The organism is Streptomyces tateyamensis (genome assembly GCF_003205575.1).
In the GTDB taxonomy this organism is placed as follows: domain Bacteria; phylum Actinomycetota; class Actinomycetes; order Streptomycetales; family Streptomycetaceae; genus Kitasatospora; species Kitasatospora tateyamensis.
Map to the genome: position 1 here is coordinate 44,565 of NZ_PYBW01000006.1, position 17,834 is coordinate 62,398.

18 protein-coding genes are annotated in these 17,834 nt (G+C 72.7%); 6 read left to right on the plus strand and 12 right to left on the minus strand.

The features are described from left to right. Nucleotides 1-160: 160 nt before the first annotated feature. From C7C46_RS01495 to C7C46_RS37655, 7 genes are all read right to left on the minus strand, one after another. Nucleotides 161-1,498, minus strand: a complete 1,338-nt coding sequence (locus C7C46_RS01495; protein ID WP_110664744.1) for a sulfate adenylyltransferase subunit 1 — start codon at nucleotides 1,496-1,498, stop codon at nucleotides 161-163. A 2-nt stretch (nucleotides 1,499-1,500) separates the two neighbouring features. Continuing rightward, nucleotides 1,501-2,439, minus strand: a complete 939-nt coding sequence (gene cysD / locus C7C46_RS01500) for a sulfate adenylyltransferase subunit CysD (RefSeq protein WP_110664746.1) — start codon at nucleotides 2,437-2,439, stop codon at nucleotides 1,501-1,503. After that, nucleotides 2,436-3,026, minus strand: a complete 591-nt coding sequence (cysC, locus tag C7C46_RS01505) for an adenylyl-sulfate kinase (protein WP_425470003.1) — start codon at nucleotides 3,024-3,026, stop codon at nucleotides 2,436-2,438. The genes cysD and cysC overlap by 4 nt, the downstream gene beginning before the upstream one ends. 141 nt (nucleotides 3,027-3,167) lie before the next feature. After that, the gene (locus C7C46_RS01510; protein ID WP_110664748.1) at nucleotides 3,168-3,881 is read right to left on the minus strand and encodes a phosphoadenylyl-sulfate reductase; all 714 of its coding nucleotides are present in this window, start codon (nucleotides 3,879-3,881) and stop codon (nucleotides 3,168-3,170) included. Then, nucleotides 3,850-4,029 carry a hypothetical protein gene (locus C7C46_RS36170; RefSeq protein ID WP_110664750.1) on the minus strand — a complete coding sequence of 60 codons (180 nt, stop codon included), beginning with the start codon at nucleotides 4,027-4,029 and terminating at the stop codon, nucleotides 3,850-3,852. Before C7C46_RS36170 ends, C7C46_RS01510 begins: the two co-directional genes overlap by 32 nt. Next, nucleotides 4,026-5,750, minus strand: coding sequence for a nitrite/sulfite reductase (locus C7C46_RS01520; protein WP_110664752.1), 1,725 nt, complete (start codon nucleotides 5,748-5,750; stop codon nucleotides 4,026-4,028). Before C7C46_RS01520 ends, C7C46_RS36170 begins: the two co-directional genes overlap by 4 nt. Nucleotides 5,751-5,944: 194 nt before the next feature. After that, entirely contained in the window at nucleotides 5,945-6,028 is an 84-nt protein-coding gene (locus tag C7C46_RS37655) for a putative leader peptide (RefSeq protein ID WP_425470004.1), read from the minus strand. A gap of 154 nt (nucleotides 6,029-6,182) precedes the next feature. Here C7C46_RS37655 and C7C46_RS01525 point away from each other — a divergent pair, with 154 nt between their 5' ends. The 3 genes from C7C46_RS01525 to C7C46_RS01535 all read left to right on the plus strand — a co-directional run bounded on the left by C7C46_RS01525 (nucleotide 6,183) and on the right by C7C46_RS01535 (nucleotide 10,734). After that, nucleotides 6,183-7,694, plus strand: coding sequence for a YihY/virulence factor BrkB family protein (locus C7C46_RS01525; RefSeq protein ID WP_110664754.1), 1,512 nt, complete (start codon nucleotides 6,183-6,185; stop codon nucleotides 7,692-7,694). A gap of 351 nt (nucleotides 7,695-8,045) precedes the next feature. Then, complete coding sequence (rsgA, locus tag C7C46_RS01530) at nucleotides 8,046-9,125, plus strand: ribosome small subunit-dependent GTPase A (protein ID WP_245983994.1); 1,080 nt, start codon at nucleotides 8,046-8,048, stop codon at nucleotides 9,123-9,125. 97 nt (nucleotides 9,126-9,222) lie between these two features. Further along, entirely contained in the window at nucleotides 9,223-10,734 is a 1,512-nt protein-coding gene (locus C7C46_RS01535) for a DNA-3-methyladenine glycosylase 2 family protein (protein WP_110664758.1), read from the plus strand. A 14-nt stretch (nucleotides 10,735-10,748) separates the two neighbouring features. Here C7C46_RS01535 and C7C46_RS01540 read toward each other — a convergent pair whose 3' ends face one another. The 4 genes from C7C46_RS01540 to C7C46_RS01555 form a co-directional block, all read right to left on the minus strand. After that, the gene (locus C7C46_RS01540) at nucleotides 10,749-11,237 is read right to left on the minus strand and encodes a MarR family winged helix-turn-helix transcriptional regulator (protein WP_110664760.1); all 489 of its coding nucleotides are present in this window, start codon (nucleotides 11,235-11,237) and stop codon (nucleotides 10,749-10,751) included. Nucleotides 11,238-11,367: 130 nt separating this feature from the next. Continuing rightward, nucleotides 11,368-11,982, minus strand: coding sequence for a DUF305 domain-containing protein (locus C7C46_RS01545; protein WP_110664784.1), 615 nt, complete (start codon nucleotides 11,980-11,982; stop codon nucleotides 11,368-11,370). 110 nt (nucleotides 11,983-12,092) lie between these two features. Next, a complete protein-coding gene (locus C7C46_RS01550) occupies nucleotides 12,093-12,791 on the minus strand; it encodes a thioredoxin-like domain-containing protein (protein WP_245983996.1) in 699 nt (232 codons plus the stop codon). A gap of 142 nt (nucleotides 12,792-12,933) precedes the next feature. After that, nucleotides 12,934-13,452, minus strand: coding sequence for a hypothetical protein (locus tag C7C46_RS01555; protein ID WP_110664762.1), 519 nt, complete (start codon nucleotides 13,450-13,452; stop codon nucleotides 12,934-12,936). 174 nt (nucleotides 13,453-13,626) lie between these two features. Here C7C46_RS01555 and C7C46_RS01560 point away from each other — a divergent pair, with 174 nt between their 5' ends. Beyond that, entirely contained in the window at nucleotides 13,627-14,964 is a 1,338-nt protein-coding gene (locus tag C7C46_RS01560) for a hypothetical protein (protein ID WP_110664764.1), read from the plus strand. A 7-nt stretch (nucleotides 14,965-14,971) separates the two neighbouring features. Here C7C46_RS01560 and C7C46_RS01565 read toward each other — a convergent pair whose 3' ends face one another. Next, complete coding sequence (locus tag C7C46_RS01565) at nucleotides 14,972-15,586, minus strand: TetR/AcrR family transcriptional regulator (RefSeq protein ID WP_110664766.1); 615 nt, start codon at nucleotides 15,584-15,586, stop codon at nucleotides 14,972-14,974. Nucleotides 15,587-15,829: 243 nt separating this feature from the next. On the opposite strand from C7C46_RS01565, the gene C7C46_RS34135 reads away from it, so the two are divergent. Together C7C46_RS34135 and C7C46_RS01570 are read left to right on the plus strand one after the other, a co-directional pair. Further along, complete coding sequence (locus C7C46_RS34135) at nucleotides 15,830-16,966, plus strand: hypothetical protein (RefSeq protein WP_220040538.1); 1,137 nt, start codon at nucleotides 15,830-15,832, stop codon at nucleotides 16,964-16,966. Beyond that, nucleotides 16,963-17,793, plus strand: coding sequence for a peptidoglycan recognition protein family protein (locus tag C7C46_RS01570; protein ID WP_110664768.1), 831 nt, complete (start codon nucleotides 16,963-16,965; stop codon nucleotides 17,791-17,793). The genes C7C46_RS34135 and C7C46_RS01570 overlap by 4 nt, the downstream gene beginning before the upstream one ends. Nucleotides 17,794-17,834: the final 41 nt, after the last annotated feature.

Here is a 17,834-nt window from a genome sequence, read left to right on the forward strand (position 1 = left end):
GGGCACGCCGGGTGCCTTCTTCGGGGAAGGCGGCCGGTGACGGGGTGTCAGTGACCCCGTCCGCACCCACATCGGCCGATGCCGCCCTGGCCGCTGCCACGGACGCCGCTGCCGATGCGGCCGCCTTCCTTGTCCATGCCGGAGAACGCCTCGCCGGGCATCAGACCCAAGCCCCCTCTTCGTCGTCGAGCGTCGGCGCGGCCAGGGCCCCGTCGAAGGACTCACCCGCCATGCCGGCGGTGAGCGTGGTGCCGTCGGCCGGGTCGATCAGCAGGAACGACCCGGTGCGGCGGTTGTCCGCGTAGGCGTCCAGGGCCAGCGGCTCGGCGGTGCGCAGCACCACGCGGCCGATGTCGTTGACGTTCAACTCCTGGGCGCCGGTGCGCGGTTCGAGCGTGTCGATGTCGATCCGGTAGGAGATCTCCTTGACCAGCGCGCGGACGGTGCGGGTGGTGTGCTTGAGCAGCACCTTGTCCCCGGCCCGCAGCGGACGCTCGTTCAGGTGGCAGACCGTCGCCTCGACGTCCTTGGTCGGCTGCGGAGCCTTGCCCGCCGCGATCAGGTCGCCGCGGGAGATGTCGATGTCCTCGGCAAGGCGGACGGTGATCGACTGGGGCGCCCAGGCGATGTCGGTCTCGGTGCCGAGCACGTCGATCCCGGCCACTGTGGTGGTGTGGCCGCTGGGCAGCACCGTGACGGCATCGCCCCTGCGCAGCACGCCGGAGGCCAACTGGCCCGCGTAGCCGCGGTAGTCGGGCAGCTCGGCGCTCTGCGGGCGGATCACGTACTGGACCGGGAAGCGGGCCGGCTCCAGGCTCGGGTCCGAGCCGACCGGCACCGTCTCCAGGTGCTCCAGCAGGGTCGGGCCGCCGTACCAGTCCATGTGCGCGCTCGGCTCGACCACGTTGTCCCCGGCGAGGGCGGAGATCGGGACCGAGATCACGTCGCGCACCCCGAGCGAGGCCGCGTAGGCGGTGAACTCCTCGGCGATGGCGGCGAAGACCGGCTCGGCGTAGTCGACCAGGTCCATCTTGTTGACCGCGAGCACCACGTGCGGCACGCGCAGCAGGGCGGCCACCGCGGCGTGCCGGCGGGTCTGCTCGACCACGCCGTTGCGCGCGTCCACCAGCACCACGGCCAGCTCGGCGGTGGAGGCGCCGGTCACCATGTTGCGGGTGTACTGCACGTGGCCGGGGGTGTCGGCGAGGATGAACCGGCGCCGGGGGGTGGCGAAGTAGCGGTACGCCACGTCGATGGTGATGCCCTGCTCGCGCTCGGCCCGCAGGCCGTCGGTGAGCAGCGCCAGGTCCGGCGCCTCCTGGCCGCGCTTGCGGGAGGCGTGCTCGACGGCCTCCAACTGGTCCGCCAGCACCGACTTGGAGTCGTGCAGCAGGCGGCCGACCAGGGTGGACTTGCCGTCGTCCACCGAACCGGCGGTGGCGAAGCGCAGCAGCGAGGTGGCGGTGAGCGCGTCGAGCTCAACGGAGTTGCTGGACATGGTTAGAAGTACCCCTCGCGCTTGCGGTCTTCCATGGCGGCCTCGGAGAGCTTGTCGTCGGCCCGGGTGGCCCCGCGTTCGGTCAGTCGGCTGGCGGCGATCTCGGTGATCACCTGCTCGATGGTGGCGGCGTCGGAGTCGACGGCGCCGGTGCAGGACATGTCGCCGACCGTGCGGTAGCGGATCAGCCGCCGCTGGACCGTCTCGCCCTCCTTGGGGCCGCCCCACTCGCCGGCGGTCAGCCACATGCCGTCGCGGGCGAAGACGTCCCGCTCGTGCGCGTAGTAGATCTCCGGCAGCTCGATGCCCTCGCGCTCGATGTACTGCCACACGTCCAGCTCGGTCCAGTTGGAGAGCGGGAAGACGCGCACGTGCTCGCCGACCGCGTGCCGGCCGTTGTACAGCGACCACAGCTCGGGGCGCTGGCGGCGCGGGTCCCAGGCGCCGAACTCGTCGCGCAGGGAGAACACCCGCTCCTTGGCGCGCGCCTTCTCCTCGTCCCGGCGGCCGCCGCCGAAGACCGCGTCGAACTTGTTCGACTCGATCGCGTCCAGCAGCGGGACGGTCTGCAGCGGGTTGCGGGTGCCGTCCGGGCGCTCGCGCAGCCGGCCGTCGTCGATGAACTGCTGGACGCTGGCCACGTGCAGACGGAGGTTGTGCTCGGCCACCACGCGGTCGCGGTAGGCGATCACCTCGGGGAAGTTGTGGCCGGTGTCCACGTGCAGCAGCGAGAACGGGACCGGCGCCGGCGCGAAGGCCTTGAGCGCCAGGTGCAGCATGACGATGGAGTCCTTGCCGCCGGAGAAGAGGATCACCGGGCGCTCGAACTCCCCCGCCACCTCGCGGAAGATGTGCACCGCCTCGGCCTCCAGCGCGTCCAGGTGGGAGAGCGCGTAGGGGGTGTCGCTGTGCACGTTCGGGTTCGCGGTCGCGGTGGTCACGCCAGGCCCCTCTCGGTCAGGAAGGTGTGCAGTTCGGCGGCGGACTCGGCGACCGAGCGGCCCTGGGTCTGCAGGCGCAGCTCCGGGTGCTCGGGCGCTTCGTAGGGGTCGTCGACCCCGGTCAGGCCGGAGATCTCGCCGGCGGCCTGCTTGGCGTACAGCCCCTTGACGTCGCGCTCGGAGCAGAGCTCGACCGGGGTGGCCACGTGGATCTCCAGGAACTCGGCGCCCTGCTCGGCGTGCCGGGCGCGTACCGCGGCGCGGGAGTCGGCGTAGGGGGCGATCACCGGGGCGAGCACCTTGACGCCGTTCTTGGCCAGCTTCTCGGCGACGAAGCCGATCCGGGTCACGTTGGTGTGCCGGTCCTCCTGGGAGAAGCCCAGGCCCTTGGAGAGGAACTCGCGGATCTCGTCCCCGTCCAGCACCTCGACCTTGTGGCCCTCGGCGCGCAGCCGCTCGGCGAGCGCGAAGGCCAGCGTGGTCTTGCCGGCGCTGGGCAGGCCGGTCAGCCACACCGTGGCGCCGCGGTCGCGGGGCCCGGCCGAGGGGGCCGCCTCCGCGGCGGCCAGGGTGTCGGCTGTTGTCACGTTTCTCTCCAAAACTAAGTAACCGGGAGTTTTAAAAAAGTGCTGGTCAGGAGTGGTGCCGGCCTAGCGCCGACGGTGCTGATCGGCCATCAGGGATGGCTGTATTGATCGGCCATCAGAGATGGCTGTATTGGTCGGCCATCAGAGATGGATTCCGCACTCGGTCTTGCCGGAGCCCGCCCAGCGCCCGGCCCGGGCGTCCTCGCCGTCGACCGGCTTGCGGGTGCAGGACAGCGGCGAGCAGCCGACCGAGGTGTAGCCCTCCCACAGCAGCGGGTTGAGCAGCACCCCGTTGGCCTGGACGTAGGCGTCCACGTCCTCCTGGGTCCAGCGGGCGATCGGGGCGATCTTCACCTTGCGGCGCTTGGCGTCCCAGGAGACCACCGGGGTGTTCGCCCGGCTCGGCGACTCGTCCCGGCGCAGACCGGTGGCCCAGGCGTCGTAGGCCATCAGCCCGCGCTGCAGCGGCTCCACCTTGCGCAGCGAGCAGCACAGGTCGGGGTCGCGGTCGTGCAGGTTCGCGCCGTACTGGGCGTCCTGCTCGGCCACCGTCTGACGCGGGGTCAGGGTGATCAGGTTGACCGCCATGGTCGCCGCGACCGCGTCCCGGGTGCCGATGGTCTCCGGGAAGTGGTAGCCGGTGTCCAGGAAGACCACGTCGATCCCGGGCAGGGCGGTGGCGGCCAGGTGGGCCACCACCGCGTCCTCCATCGAGGAGGTGACGCAGAGCTTGCTGCCGAAGGTGTCGGCGGCCCAGCGCATGATCTCCTGCGCCGAGGCCTCCTCCAGGTCGCGACCGGCCGCGACGGCCAGCGCCTCCAGATCAGTGGTGGTGCTCAACTGAGTTGCCCCCATTCGAAGCTGACAGCAGACCAAGGAACTTCACACTGAAAGCACGTCGGCAGCCGACGCATTCCCAGGCGCCGTGGCCGCCCTCCTCGGACGGCCGCAGGTCCTCCTCGCCGCAGTACGGGCAGTAGAACGGGGCGGCTCGCTCACTCACGACAGCTGCTCCTCACTGGCCCGGGCGGTCCACTGCGCGAACCGCTCGCCCTCGGCGCGGTCCGCCTGGAAGCGGGTCAGCAGGCGCTCCACGTAGTCCGGCAGGCCGGCACTGGTGACCTTGAGCCCGCGCACCTTGCGGCCGAACCCGGCCTCCAGGCCGAGCGCGCCGCCCAGGTGCACCTGGTAGCCCTCCACCTGGTTGCCCTGCTCGTCGATGACCAGCTGGCCCTTGAGACCGATGTCCGCCACCTGGATGCGGGCGCAGGCGTTCGGGCAGCCGTTGATGTTGATGGTCAGCGGCTCGGCGAACTCGGGCAGCCGGGACTCCAGCTCGTCGATCAGGGAGCGCCCGCGCTCCTTGGTCTCGACGATGGCCAGCTTGCAGTACTCGATGCCGGTGCAGGCCATGGTGCCGCGGCGGAAGGGGGATGGGGTGACCCGCAGGTCCAGCGCCTCCAGGCCGGCCACCAGCGACTCGACCTGCTCCTCGGCGACGTCCAGCACCAGCATCTTCTGCTCGGTGGTGGTGCGCAGCCGGTCCGAGCCGTGCGAGGCGGCCAGCTCGGCCACCTTGCTCAGCAGCGCGCCGTCCACCCGGCCGACCCGCGGCGCGAAGCCGACGTAGTACTTGCCGTCCTTCTGCCGGTGCACGCCCACGTGGTCGCGCCACACGCCGCTCGGCTGCTCGGGCGCCGGGCCGTCCAGCAGCTGGACCTTGAGGTACTCGTCCTCCAGCACCTGGCGGAACTTGGCCGGACCCCAGTCGGCGACCAGGAACTTCAGCCGGGCGCGGTTGCGCAGCCGGCGGTAGCCGTAGTCGCGGAAGATCGAGATGACGCCCTCGAAGACGTCCGCCACCTGCTCCAGCGGGACCCAGGCGCCCAGCCGCACGCCCAGCTTGGGGTTGGTCGACAGGCCGCCGCCGACCCACAGGTCGAAGCCCGGGCCGTGCTCGGGGTGGTTCACACCGACGAAGGCGACGTCGTTGATCTCGTGCGCCACGTCCAGCTGCGGGGAGCCGGAGACGGCGGTCTTGAACTTGCGCGGCAGGTTGGAGAAGTCCTTGTTGCCGATGAACCGGCGGTGGATCTCATCGATGGCCGGGGTGCCGTCGATGATCTCGTCCTCGGCCACGCCCGCGACCGGGGAGCCCAGGACGGTGCGCGGGGTGTCGCCGCACGCCTCGGTGGTGGACAGGCCCACCGCCTCCAACTTCTGCCAGATCGCGGGGACGTCCTCGATCCGGATCCAGTGGAACTGGACGTTCTGGCGGTCGGTCAGGTCGGCGGTGCCGCGCGCGTACTGCTGGGAGACCTCGGCGATCGCCCGCAGCTGGGCGACCGTCAGCCGGCCGCCGTCGATCCGGACCCGGAGCATGAAGAACTCGGCGTCCAGCTCGTGCGGGTCCAGGATCGCGGTCTTGCCGCCGTCGATCCCCTCCTTGCGCTGGGTGTACAGCCCCCACCAGCGCATCCGGCCGCGCAGGTCCGACGGGTCGATCGAGTCGAAGCCGCGGTGCGCGTAGATCGTCTCAATGCGCGTCCGCACGTTGAGACCGTCGTCGTCCTTCTTGAACTGCTCGTTGGCGTTCAGCGGGGTGAAGTGCCCCATGCCCCACTGACCCTCGCCGCGGTGGCGGGTCGCCTTGCGGGCGGCAGCGGCAGCCCGCGGCGCGGCCGCGTGCGGCTGGGGCTCGACCGGGTCGGGAGTGGTGGCCATGGTGACGTCCTTCGGGCAGGTGGCTCTGGTGCGGGAGGATGGTGCGGTCCCGGGGCCGGTACCTGCTCCGACCTGCGGTTGCCGGGCGGCAAACGCGGCGAAGTGGTGATCGAGGCCCGAGCGGGCTCCGCACATCCGCGACGGCGGGGGTGTCGGCTGGGTGGCGCCGGTGCGGTGGGGGCGGCTGGGTGGGCTCAGATCACCGGACAGATGGCGCTGGACACGCGGAGGAGATCGACGTGAAGTCGACCAACTAGGGTGGTTCCGGTGCCAGGCATGGCAAGAGATTCGCACGCCGGACGAGCCCCGGTCCACTGTCGTCCACGATGTGGACCCGATTGTTCCGAATGCTGGGACTCCCGGACGGCACCCGAGCTGACGGCGGTGCAGGCCGCCCACTGCCGCCGGGTCCCGGTTCCGGCCCGATACCGTATGCCTGTGCAGCCACCAGGTGAAAGCAGCAGAGCGGGCGCGGACCGGCCCTCCCGGCGGCGGGGCAAGGGGTCCCGCCGGGCGGCACGGCGCTCCGCCTGGCGCGACACCGGCTGGGCACTGGTCCGGGACACCACCAACACCTGCGTCGAGTACCGGGTCACCGGCCTGGCCGCCGAGGCCGCCTTCTTCACCCTGCTCTCGATCCCGCCGCTGCTGCTCTGCCTGGCCGGCACCCTCGGCTACCTGGACGACCTGCTCGGCGCGGGCACCATCCAGAAGCTGCAGCAGGACATCCTGTCGGCCGCCGACACCGTGCTCTCGCCCTCCTCGGTCGAGCAGATCGTCAAGCCGCTGCTGAGCAGCGTGTTCCAGAGCGGGCGGCCGGACCTGATCTCGATCGGCTTCCTGCTCTCGCTCTGGTCCGGCTCGCGGGCGCTGTACATCTTCATCGACACCATCACCGTGATGTACGGGCTCGACGGCAAGCGCGGCATCGTCAAGACCCGGGCGCTGTCGCTGGTGCTCTACCTGGGCGCGCTGCTGATCGGCTCGCTGGTGCTGCCGCTGCTGGTGGCCGGCCCGGGCCTGGTGGTGGCGGCCGTGCCGACGGTGGCCGGGATGGTCAGCGCGCTGTACTGGCCGGTCGCGATCCTGCTGCTGATCGTCTTCCTCACCACGCTCTACCACCTGTCGGTGCCGGCCAGCACGCCCTGGCGCGAGGACATCCCCGGCGCGCTGGTCGCGCTCGGGGTACTGGTGCTGTGCAGCCTGGTGCTGCGGGTGTACCTGGTCAGCTCGGTGGAGGGGCACTCGGTCTACGGCTCGCTGGCCGCGCCGGTCGCCGTGCTGCTGTGGATCTTCGTGGTCGCGCTGGCCGTGCTGATCGGCGCCGCGATGAACGCCGCCATAGACCGGCGCTGGCCCAGCGTGGAGACCGCCGACGCGCGCGCCGAGAACGAGCGGGCCAGCGAGCAGGCCGCCGCCGCGATGGTCCGCCAGGTCGGTGCCCGGCGGGCCGCCGAGCGGGCCGAGCGGGCGCGGCAGCTCGGGCTCGCGGACGGGTACGAGGAGGAGTACGGGGAGTTCGGGCAGTACGGCGGGCGGGGGTCGCAGGGCGGGCACGCGGACGGGGCGGCGGACGAGGAGGATGACGTGCCAGCCGAGTACCCCGAGCGGTGGGCCGACGTGCTGGCGCCCGGCGACGTGCGGGGGCGGCTGGGCGGCAGTGCGCGCAAGCGGCGGCGCACCCCGCCCCCGCCGCCGGACAGCGACCGGCCGGAGCCGCGGGCGGGGGGCGTGCGCGGGGGCGAGGGGCAGGGCGGCCCGGGCGGGCCCGGTGGCCATGGTGGGCTCGGTGGGCCGCACCCGGCGCCTGACGCGCCGTTGGGCGGGCACCCGGAGCGCCCCGCCGGGCCGTGGGGGCAGGACGGGCGCTACCCGGGCGAGCTGGGACCGGTGGACTCGGCGCTGCCGAGCTACCCGCCGCGGCCCCCGTGGGACGGGCAGTAAGCCGGTCACGCAGGGGCTGCTGGTGGCGGGTCGGGCGCTGGGCACGGGACAGGCGCGGGCCGCGCGGTAAATCAGGTGCGGGGCGGTGGCCGGTGTCCTAGGCTGCCGCCCGTCAGTCTGTTCGGCAGGGCCGTGTTCCGGTCCAGGACGCAGAAGCAGGAGGTGGGCCCGATGTCTGTCAACGCGCTCATGGCTGCCTTGGGCAGCGCTCGTACGCCCCACTTCTCCGCCCTCCCGGTCGCCCGCTGACGGACGTTCAGCTCCCGGGAGGATCCTTCCCGAAGGGCTTTCTTCGCGTTGTCTTCTTCTTCGTTTTCTTCTTCCGCCGCAGGTGGCTCGGCCGCCGGCTCCGTGCTCTCCCCGTACGGGTGGACGGCGGAGCTCTCTGAGCAGTTCGAGCTGTTCGCCGAGGCCGGCCTGGTCCCGGCACGCCTGGCCCGGGTGGACCGCGGCCAGGCGGACGCCGTGCTGGCCGACCCCGGGACCGGTGAGCTGCGCACGGTGCGGGCCGACACCCGGCCGGTCAGCGGCGGCGCGGCGCCGGCCAACCCGTGCACCGGTGACTGGGTCGCGCTCGACCTCGCCGCCGAACCGATGACCGCGGTCGCGGCCCTGCTGCCCCGGCGCAGCGCGATCATCCGCAAGGGCGCCGGCAAGAGCTCCGAGGGCCAGGTGCTCGCCGCGAACGTGGACACCGTGCTGATCGCGGTCTCGCTCGCCCTCGACCCCGACCTCGGGCGGGTCGAGCGGTTCCTGGCCCTGGCCTACGAGAGCGGCGCCGAGCCGCTGGTGGTGCTCACCAAGTCCGACCTGGTCGGGGACGCCGAGTTCGTCCGCGAGGACGTCGAACGGATCGCGCCGGGCGTGCCGGTGCTGGTGGTCAGCGCCGAGACCGGTGCCGGGCTGGACGTGCTGCGGGCCTGCATGGGCGCCACCAGCGCGCTGATCGGCCAGTCCGGGGCGGGCAAGTCCACGCTGACCAACGCGCTGGCGGGGCATCAGGTGATGACCGTTCAGCGCACCCGGGAGGGCGACGAGAAGGGTCGGCACACGACGACGACCCGGGAGCTGTTCGCGCTGCCCGGGGGCGGCGTGCTGATCGACACCCCCGGGCTGCGCGGGGTCGGTCTGTACGGTGGCGAGGGGCTGCAGCAGGCCTTCGCCGAGATCGACGAGCTGGCCGGGCGGTGCCGGTTCCCCGACTGCTCCCACCTGAGCGAGCCCGGCTGCGCGGTACGGGCCGCGCTCGCGGACGGAACGCTCGCGCAGCGGCGCTGGGAGAGCTACCTGAAGCTGCAGCGCGAGAACGAGTGGATCGCGGCGCGCACCGATGCCCGGTTGGCGGCGGACCGGGTGCGGGGGTGGAAGCAACGGTCGAAGGAGGCCCGGGGGAACATCCGCCCGTGGCACGGGCGCCGGGCGCCGAGCTGAGGAGCGTCGGCCCGGGCGACACGGGCGGAGCAGTGCGGGCAGTGCCATGTCCGATTTCCGCTAGGTTCGGGTCGCTGCCCGGCGCAGACTGGGGTGCGTGATCGACGACGAGACCCGCTACCGCGCCGTGGACAGCCGGGACGCCCGCTTCGACGGGGTGTTCTTCACCGCTGTCACCTCCACCGGGATCTACTGCCGGCCGAGCTGTCCGGCCATGACCCCGAAGCGGGTCAACTGCACCTTCTACCCGACCGCCGCCGCGGCCCAGGGCGCCGGCTTCCGGGCCTGCCGCCGGTGCCGGCCCGACTCCGTCCCCGGCTCGCCCGAGTGGAACCACCGGGCCGACCTGGTCGGCCGGGCGATGCGGCTGATCGGCGACGGCGTGGTGGACCGGGAGGGCGTGGCCGGGCTGGCCACCCGGCTCGGCTACAGCTCCCGCCAGGTGCAGCGGGCGCTGACCGCCGAGCTCGGGGCCGGCCCGATCGCGCTGGCCCGCGCCCAGCGGGCGCAGGCCGCCCGGCTGCTGCTGCAGACGACCCGGCTGCCGGTCACCGAGGTGGCGTTCGCGGCCGGCTTCGCCTCCGTGCGGCAGTTCAACGAGACCGTGCGCGAGGTGTACGACCGCACGCCGAGCGGCCTGCGGGCCGAGATCCGCACCCCCCAGGCCGGAAGCCGGGCCGGGAGTGCGGAGGCCGTGCCGGGCTCGCTCAGCCTGCGGCTGGCCTACCGGGGTCCGCTGGACACCGAGCACCTGGTCGACTTCCTCGCCCTGCGCGCCGTGCCGGGGGTGGAGGAGGTCGTCGAGGGCGTCGGCGGGCAGGGCGTGCGGACCTACCGCCGCACCCTCGCGCTGCCGCACGGCCCGGCGGTGGCCGAGGTCGACTCGCTGGGCGTCGGCGTCCCGCTCACCCGCGGCTGGCTGGACTGCCGCCTGCGTCTGGCCGACCTGCGGGACCTGACCACCGCGGTGCACCGGCTCCGGGCGCTCTTCGACCTGGACGCCGACCCGGCGGCCGTCACCGAGCAGTTGGGGTCGGACCCGGCGCTCGGTCCCGCCGTGCTGGCCAGGCCCGGGCTGCGCTCGCCCGGGCACGTGGACCCGCACGAGCTGGCGGTGCGGGCCGTGCTGGGGCAGCAGGTGACGGTGGCGGCGGCGCGCACGCTGGCCGGGCGGCTGGCGCAGCGGTACGGCGCGGCACTGCCCGAGCCGAGCGGGGGCCTGACGGTCCTGTTCCCGACGGCGGCGGCGCTCGCGCAGGCCGCCGACGCCGACCTGGCGATGCCGCTGTCGCGGCAGAACGCGCTGCGCGGGCTGTGCGCCGCGCTCGCGGACGGCACAGTGCGCCTGGACCCCGGTGTGGACCGGGAGCAGGCCGCCGCCGAGCTGTTGGCCCTGCGCGGCATCGGGCCGTGGACCGTGGGATACCTGCGGATGCGGGCGCTCGGCGACCCGGACGTGTTCCTGCCCGGTGACCTCGGGGTCCGCCACGGCCTGGCGCACCTGGGCCTGGCGGCCGACCCCAGGTCCGCCGCAGCCGCGGCCGTCGCCTGGTCCCCGTGGCGCTCGTACGCCGTCCACCACCTGTGGGCCCGCGCCGCACAGGGCTGAGGGGGGACGAGGCCCTACGGCCCCGAAGGTCCGGTGAGGGCGCGAGCCAGTCGGTCGAGGGCCGGCAGGGCCGCCATCACCGCGGCCTGGTCCGCCGCGCTGAGCGTGTCCAGCGCGCCGGCCAGGCGGCGCTCGTGCGCCTCGCGCCAGTCCGTCAGCTGCTGGTGGCCCGCCTCGGTCAGGCCGATCCGCGCGGTGCGGCGGTCGCCCGGGTCGGCCTGGCGGTCCACGAAGCCCGCGTCCAGCAGCTTGCCCACCAGGCCGCTCACCGTGTTCGGCGCGAGCCGCTGACGCGCCGCCAGCTCGCCCACCCGCAGCGGCGCCGCCGCCAGCGTCTGCAGCAGCTCGACCTGCGCCATGGGCAGCGACTCCCACGGGTACTCGGTGCGGATGCTGCTGCGCAGCGCCCGGCGCAGCCTGGTCACCACGTCCGTCAGGCGCTGCGCGCGCTCGATCGCGAGGGTGTCTTCGCTGGTCGGGGCGGCTGACGGGTCGGTGGGCATGCCGCACAGCGTATCGGTTGGTGGGGACACCACCGCCCGCGCGCCCCGGAAACGCCGGTGCCCCGACCCCCGAAGGGGCCAGGGCACGGTGACGCGGGGTCAGTCCCGGCGGACGGGGCCGTCCCTCGGATCAGGACAGCGACTTGGCGCCGCGGGTCGCGAGCATGTCCGTCATCAGCTGGATCTCCGAGCTCTGCGCGGTGACCATGGACTGCGCCAGGCGCTTCTCGGACGGGTTCTTGGCCAGGTCCACGTACCCCTGGGCCATCCCCACCCCGCCCTTGTGGTGCTCGATCATCAGCTGCAGGTAGAACACCTCGGCCGCGGTCCCGCTCAGCTGCTTGAGCTGGTCGATCTGGGCGTTGGTGGCCATGCCCGGCATCAGCGAGCCGTCGTGCGCCTGGTAGTCCATCTTCATCCAGGCCATCGGCTTGGCCGCGGAGTTCTGGGTCAGCCCCCACTGGTCCAGCCAGCCCATCATCATCCCGCGCTGGTTGGCCTGGGTGTTGATGACGTCGAAGGCCAGGTTGCGCACCTCGGCGTTGTCGGTCCGGTCGCGCACGATGAACGACAGGTCGATCGCCTGCTGGTGATGGGTGGCCATGTCCCGGGCGAAGCCGGCCTCCGGCGAGTCGGTGGCCGGCGCCGCCGTCACCGAGGCCGAGGACGAGCTGCCGCCCGCCACCAGCGCCGGCACGCCCAGGCAGAGAGCGACCGCCGCCGCCAGCGCGGCCGGCCACCACAGCTTGCGGCGCCGGACCGGCCGGGCCGCGGTGGGCTCCTCGGCCGGGTCCGCGGACAGCTCCTCGGTCCCGTCAGCTCGGCCGGCTTCGTCGGGCCGCTGCTCGGCGGCCGTCACTGCATCGCGCCGGAGCTGCAGGACGCGCCGGGCTCCTGGGTCTGCGGGCCCTGCACGTACTTGGTGAGGAACTCCTGCACCCGCGGGTCCTTGGCGTTGTCCACCACCAGCTGGGTGCCCCAGGCGCTCAGCGTGATGGTGCCCTGCTCGGTGGGGTACGGGCTCATCATCGTGTACGGGGTGGCCTTCACCTTGTCGGAGAGGGTCTTGATGTCGTCCGGGGTGGCCTTGCCGTTGTAGGTCACCCAGACCGCGCCGTGCTCCAGCGAGTGGACCGCGTTCTCGTTCTGCACCGGCTTGTCGTACACGTTGCCCATGCAGGTCAGCCAGACCGGGTTGTGGTCGCCGCCGACCGGCGGGGTCATCGGGTAGGTGACCGGGGTCTGGACGTGGTTGCGGGTCAGGTTGTCCCAGGTCTTCACACCCGAGATCGGCGCCTTCTTGGCGGCGTTCGCCTTGTCCTTCTTGTCCTGGGCGTTGAGCACGATGCCGATGCCCGCGGCGATGGTGCCCGCGATCAGCACGCCCGCGACCGAGAAGGCGATGATCTTCATCCGCTTCTCGCGGCGCTGCTCCTCGGCCCGCAGCTGGGCGATCCGCTCGCGGCGGTCGGCGGCCTGCTGCTTGCCGCTCTTCCTGCCGTTGGACGGGTTGGTGGACGGGGTGTTGTCGGTCTGCTTCGAGGCGGAACCCACGGAGATCTTCCTTGTCCCCGCCGGCGGTCTGCGCACGGCGGCATGAGGTGGTGCTGGAGGGGTGGAACGCAGCTCGACCGCCCGGGCCGCGGTCCCCGCCGGCGGCGGGGTGCGGAGGGGCCTGGATCTGCGGGGTTCCGCTCTAGGGCCGGTTGACCTGGAGCAGGTGGAGGTCTGGGGAGGGTGCCGGGCGGGCCACCGCCTGCGCCGCGGTGCCCGCGGGCACCGCGCTCGGGGCGACCAGCAGCGGCAGCTGGGCCGCGCCGGGCTGCGGGGGAGCGTTGGGCAGCTGGGCGTCCTGGCCGCAGAAGGGGTGGCTGGAGCAGCCGTGGCCCGGGACCTGGTCGGGCGCGTCCGAGGAGCACCAGGCGGGCGGGGCGAGTGGGGACGGTGCGGCGGACCCCGCCTTCGTCCCGTGCGCGGGCGCCACCGCGCGGTGGTGGGCCGGGCCGGCCTGGGCCGACATGGCGCCCGCTTTTGCTGTGGCAGCTGCGCCGGGTGCGGGCGGCGGCGCCGCGGCGTGCGCGGTGCCCGCGCTCGGCAGCAGCACCAGCAGCGCGACCAGCAGGCCGAACAGCGGCAGAACCAACGCCACGCCGACCGGGCGGCCGAAGATGGCGGCGCTCCCCGGGGTCGGGCGGGCGGGTCCTGGCGCGGTCATGCGCACATATTAATCAGCCAACCGGGTGAAGCGGTCCCCTTCACCTGGCCCGACTTTCGGATTAATTCGCCGGGAAACGGAACAGATCCATCCTGCGGAAACCCCGGACAGCGGGCCCGTGGACCGGAAGAATGACGCTCACCCGGCCTGACCAGAGCGAACAGGAGCCACCCGATGAGCGACCAGGGGGCGCCCGTACAGGGGCCACCGGAGGACGGCTGGTGGGGCAGGGTCTACCAGGGCCCCGCCGGGCAGCTGCCGGACACCCCGCAGGCGCGGGCGGGCGGCGAGAGCGTGGACGACTGGTTCGACTCGATCGCCTCGGCGGTGGGGCTGATCGGGCGCCAGCGGGCCGAGCCGGTGGCGGACGCGGTGCCGCGGGTGAGCCTGGTCAAGCAGGCGGGTGCGCCGGCGCCGGTGCCTGCGGACGCGGTGCCGGAGGACGTGCTGCCGGAGCCCGAAGCGGTGCTGGACTCGGAGCCGGTGCCCGAGCCCGAGCTGCTTCCCGAGCCGGAGCTGGAAACGGACCTGGAGCCGGAGCCGGAGCCGGAGCTAGAACCGGAACCCGAACCGCTCCGCGCCCCCGAGCCCGCCCCGCACGTCGGGCCCCGGCCCCCGACCTACGGCCCCGAGCCCACCGCGCTGCCCGAGGCCCTCCCCGAGCAGGTGGCCGCCGTGGTCCCCGACACCGTGCTCGACGGCGCCCAGTACCCCGGGTTCACCCTGCGCGCCGCCTCCATCCGCGGCGACTCCGCCCGCTACCGCGGCGAGCCCCGCGGCGACGCCCTGGTGGTCACCCGGTTCGGCGAGGGCCCCGACGGCCTGCTGCTCGCCGTCCTCGGCAGCCGCGCCCGCCCGGCGGCCGAACCGGACCCGGACGACCCCCGGACCGCCCGGGCCACCGCCGACAGCCCGACCGCCACCGTGGTCGACCTGCCCGCGCTGCAGCCCGGCGCCGTCCGACAGGCCGCCGCCCAGCTCGCCGAGGCGATCGGCCGCAGCCGGGCCGAACTCGCCGCCGACCTGCGCGACGGCGCCCGCGACCGCCTGCGCTACGGACTGCAGCGGCTCACCGCCCGGGCCGCCGCCGGCCTGCGGGCGCCGGCCGGCGAGGCCGGCTCGCTGCACTGCCTGCTGGTCTCGCTCGATCCGGCCGCCACCCACCGCGCCGCCTTCGGCCTCGGTCCCGGCGGCCTCTACCTGCTGCGGGCCGGGCACTGGATCGACGCCTACGCCGCCCGCCTGCTGCACCACCCCGACGGGCCCGCGCCCGTTCCGCAGCCGCGCCCGTTCCGCTTCCGCATGGTCCCCGCCACCCCCGGCGACATCCTGCTGCTCTGCTCGCCCGGGCTGGCCGAACCCATCGCCGACGAGCCCGCGGTGGCCCGCTTCCTCGCCACCCACTGGTCGCACCCGCACCCGCCCAGCAGCGTCGACTTCCTGCGCCAGGTCCAGGTGCGGGCCAAGGGCTTCGCCGACGACCGCACCGCGGCCGCCCTCTGGGTCGACTGACGCCGCGTCAGGTCTGCGGCGGCCGTGCTCCCAGCAGCGCGGCCGCCGCCGCCCGCACCTGGGCCGCCGACCGCTCCCGGTCCACCCCGGGCAGCCCGATCGCCAGCGGCACCGAGAACCCGTCCAGCAGCGCCCGCAGCTGGACCGCCCGGTCCTGGGCCGAGCCCGGCCCGAACTCGCCCGCGGCCACCCCGTCCTCGATCAGCGCCTCCAGGTCGGCCTGCCACGGCGCCTCGATCTCCAACTGGCCCGCCCGCACCTCCGCACTGGCCGGCGAGCGCCCCCAGACCTCGACCCACAGGATCCACCGCGGATCCCCGGGCCCGTCGGCCAGGTACAGCTCCACGTACTGCGCGAACCGCGCCCAGGCCCCGGCCCCGGCCTGCCCCAGCGCCGCCCGCCGCCGCTCCCCGAGCTGGTCCTCGCTCCACCGCAGGGTCTCCAGCAGCAACTGGTCCTTGCTGCCGAAGTAGTAGAGGAGGTGCCCCGCACTCATCCCCAGCTGCTTCCCCAGCCCCGCCATGGTCAACTTCGCCAGCCCGTGCTCCGCGATCGCCCCCATCGCCACCGCCAACACCTCCTCCCGCGGCCGCGCGGGCCTGCGGGAACGGGCTTCGGTCATTGCGGCAGGTCTCCCGGAAGCGGCAGGTGGATGGTGCTCTCACCTTAGCCGGTGCGGAAAGTCGAGCTGCTCGACTTCTGCCGTCGAAGCCGTAACGGGCGCGGGCTGCTTCGCGTTCTGCTGATCAGAACGTCCGTAAATCAGGGGGTGGGATCTATGCGAGCCGCCAAGGCGGAACGCCTGGGGCAGTGGGAGTCGGTGTCGGGTGGGCGACCACCGTGCTTGGTCGATCACGAGACGGAGATGCTCACCAAGCGGGGATGGCTGACGTTCGGTGAATTCTCCAACGGTGACCAGGTTCTCACCCTGAATCGGGCGACGGGCTCGGCCGAGTGGCAACCCGTGCTCGGGGTCGAGATCGCAGAGTCGGGCTGGCGCCGGATGATCCTGATGGACGGACAGGCACACTCCTCGCTGACCGTGCCGAGCCATCAGTGGGCGGTGGAGCGGTACTCACGTCGTCCGAGCGCCCCGAGGCAACGCGACGGGCGAGGCTGCCGGGCCGTGGGCGCCGACCGTGCTCCTGTTCAAGTTGCTTCCTGGGAACGGGAATTCGCCTCGACAGAGCAATTGAGAGAGCTGCACCGAGTTGTCGCTCTGGCGCCATTGGGAGACCCGCCGCCGTTGCCGGTCCATGACGATGCCTTCGTGGAGTTGGTCGCCTGGTTCTGGACCGAAGGTCACATCAATCGGAGTCGTGGAAAACTCACTTCCGGGGTGACGATCTATCAGTCTCACGTGGCCAATCCTCGCCACGTCGACCGCATTCGCGCCATGCTGAGCAGGCTGTACGGGTCTCCGGTCGAAGCCCTGTCCCGCCAGGGTGACACGGTTCCGAGGTGGCGTGTGTACCGGAACGGGCACAAGACCGAGTTCCGGCTCAACCACGTCGCGGGTGCTGAGGTTCTCCGGGTGGTAGCGGCACCGGACAAGGTTGTCCGCCCGGAGTTCATCTCGTCCTTGACGGCCGGACAGCTTGAGCTCTTCATCGACGTTTCGATTCTGGCTGATGGCTGCTATTCCGTAGGAGGCGGAGCCGAGATCACCCAGAAGGTCCGCGAGCGCCTGGATGCCCTACAGATTGCCTGCGCGCTGACGGGCCGCTACACCAACCTCAGGCCGTCGCACTATCGAGGCGTTGAACGCTGGGCGCTGGGTATTAGTGGATCGGTCCGCACTACTCGGTTCTTCCCGGTGTCCGCTGCCAAACGAGGTGGAAGATTCACTATTTCCACCGTCTGGCACCGAGGTCCGGTGTGGGGGCCGCGAACGGTCAACGGGTTCTGGATGGCAAGGCGTCGTGGGACGGTCTACTTCACGGGCGGGCCGGTTGTTCCAGTGCAGGGTTGCGTCGTCCCCCGAACAAGGGAGTCGAATTGAAGTTCGTCAGCCGCGCCGAATGGGGTGCTCAACCCCCGAAGCAGGATTGGGCCTATGTCGAGAGCACGCTCGGCGTCAAGGTCCACTACGAGGGCACTGAGGTTCCTGCAGATCTGGTGAACCATCATGAGTGGTGCGCGGGGCGGGTCCGTGACATTCAGGCTGCTCACATGGCCAATCTCAGCGAAGGTTGGATTGACGTCGCATACAATGCGATTATTTGCCCGCATTCCTACGTCTTCGAAGGGCGCGGCCTGCACCACGAGACCGGGGCCAACGGCAACCAGCCGCTCAACCGGGCGCACTACGGGATCTGCGGGATGGTCGGGAGTTCCGGGCTGACCCAACCGACCGATGCGTTGCTGGGTGGGCTGCGGGACGCGATCGAGTGGTTGCAGCAGGAGGGCGGGGCCGGGCCCGAGATCAAGGGGCACCGGGACGGGTATGCGACGGACTGTCCGGGGGATCCGCTCTACGCCTGGGTGCAGGCGGGGGCGCCGCGGCCCGGGGGGGGGGGGGCGCGGCCCGGGGGTGGTGGGGGCGTTGTCGGGGGCGGGGGTTCGGGGAGTTCGTCCGCGCCGCCGTGGCCCGGGGAGGACCTGTCGCTGCGGGACCCGATGCTGCACGACGACAACGTGCGCAGATGGCAGCAGCGGATGGCCGACCGGGGCTGGAGCATCACGGTGGACGGCTGGTACGGGCAGCAGAGCAGGAGCGTCTGCGAGCAGTTCCAGCAGGACTCGACCGCTCACGGCTGGCCGCTTGTCGTGGACGGGGTGGTCGGTCCGGCGACCTGGCGGGCGAGTTGGGAGCGGCCGGTCAGCTGACCGCGCGGGCGGGCCCCGCCGTGGGGGCGGGGCCGGCCGGG

Coding starts and splice junctions, on each gene's coding strand:
- C7C46_RS01520 (WP_110664752.1), bottom strand. CDS start 5,750: ATGGCCACCACTCCCGACCCGGTCGAGCCCCAGCCGCACGCGGCCGCG.
- C7C46_RS01540 (WP_110664760.1), bottom strand. CDS start 11,237: ATGCCCACCGACCCGTCAGCCGCCCCGACCAGCGAAGACACCCTCGCG.
- C7C46_RS01510 (WP_110664748.1), bottom strand. CDS start 3,881: ATGGGGGCAACTCAGTTGAGCACCACCACTGATCTGGAGGCGCTGGCC.
- C7C46_RS01560 (WP_110664764.1), top strand. CDS start 13,627: ATGAGCGACCAGGGGGCGCCCGTACAGGGGCCACCGGAGGACGGCTGG.
- C7C46_RS37655 (WP_425470004.1), bottom strand. CDS start 6,028: ATGCCTGGCACCGGAACCACCCTAGTTGGTCGACTTCACGTCGATCTC.
- C7C46_RS01495 (WP_110664744.1), bottom strand. CDS start 1,498: ATGTCCAGCAACTCCGTTGAGCTCGACGCGCTCACCGCCACCTCGCTG.
- C7C46_RS01565 (WP_110664766.1), bottom strand. CDS start 15,586: ATGACCGAAGCCCGTTCCCGCAGGCCCGCGCGGCCGCGGGAGGAGGTG.
- C7C46_RS01555 (WP_110664762.1), bottom strand. CDS start 13,452: ATGACCGCGCCAGGACCCGCCCGCCCGACCCCGGGGAGCGCCGCCATC.
- C7C46_RS01525 (WP_110664754.1), top strand. CDS start 6,183: ATGCCTGTGCAGCCACCAGGTGAAAGCAGCAGAGCGGGCGCGGACCGG.
- C7C46_RS34135 (WP_220040538.1), top strand. CDS start 15,830: ATGCTCACCAAGCGGGGATGGCTGACGTTCGGTGAATTCTCCAACGGT.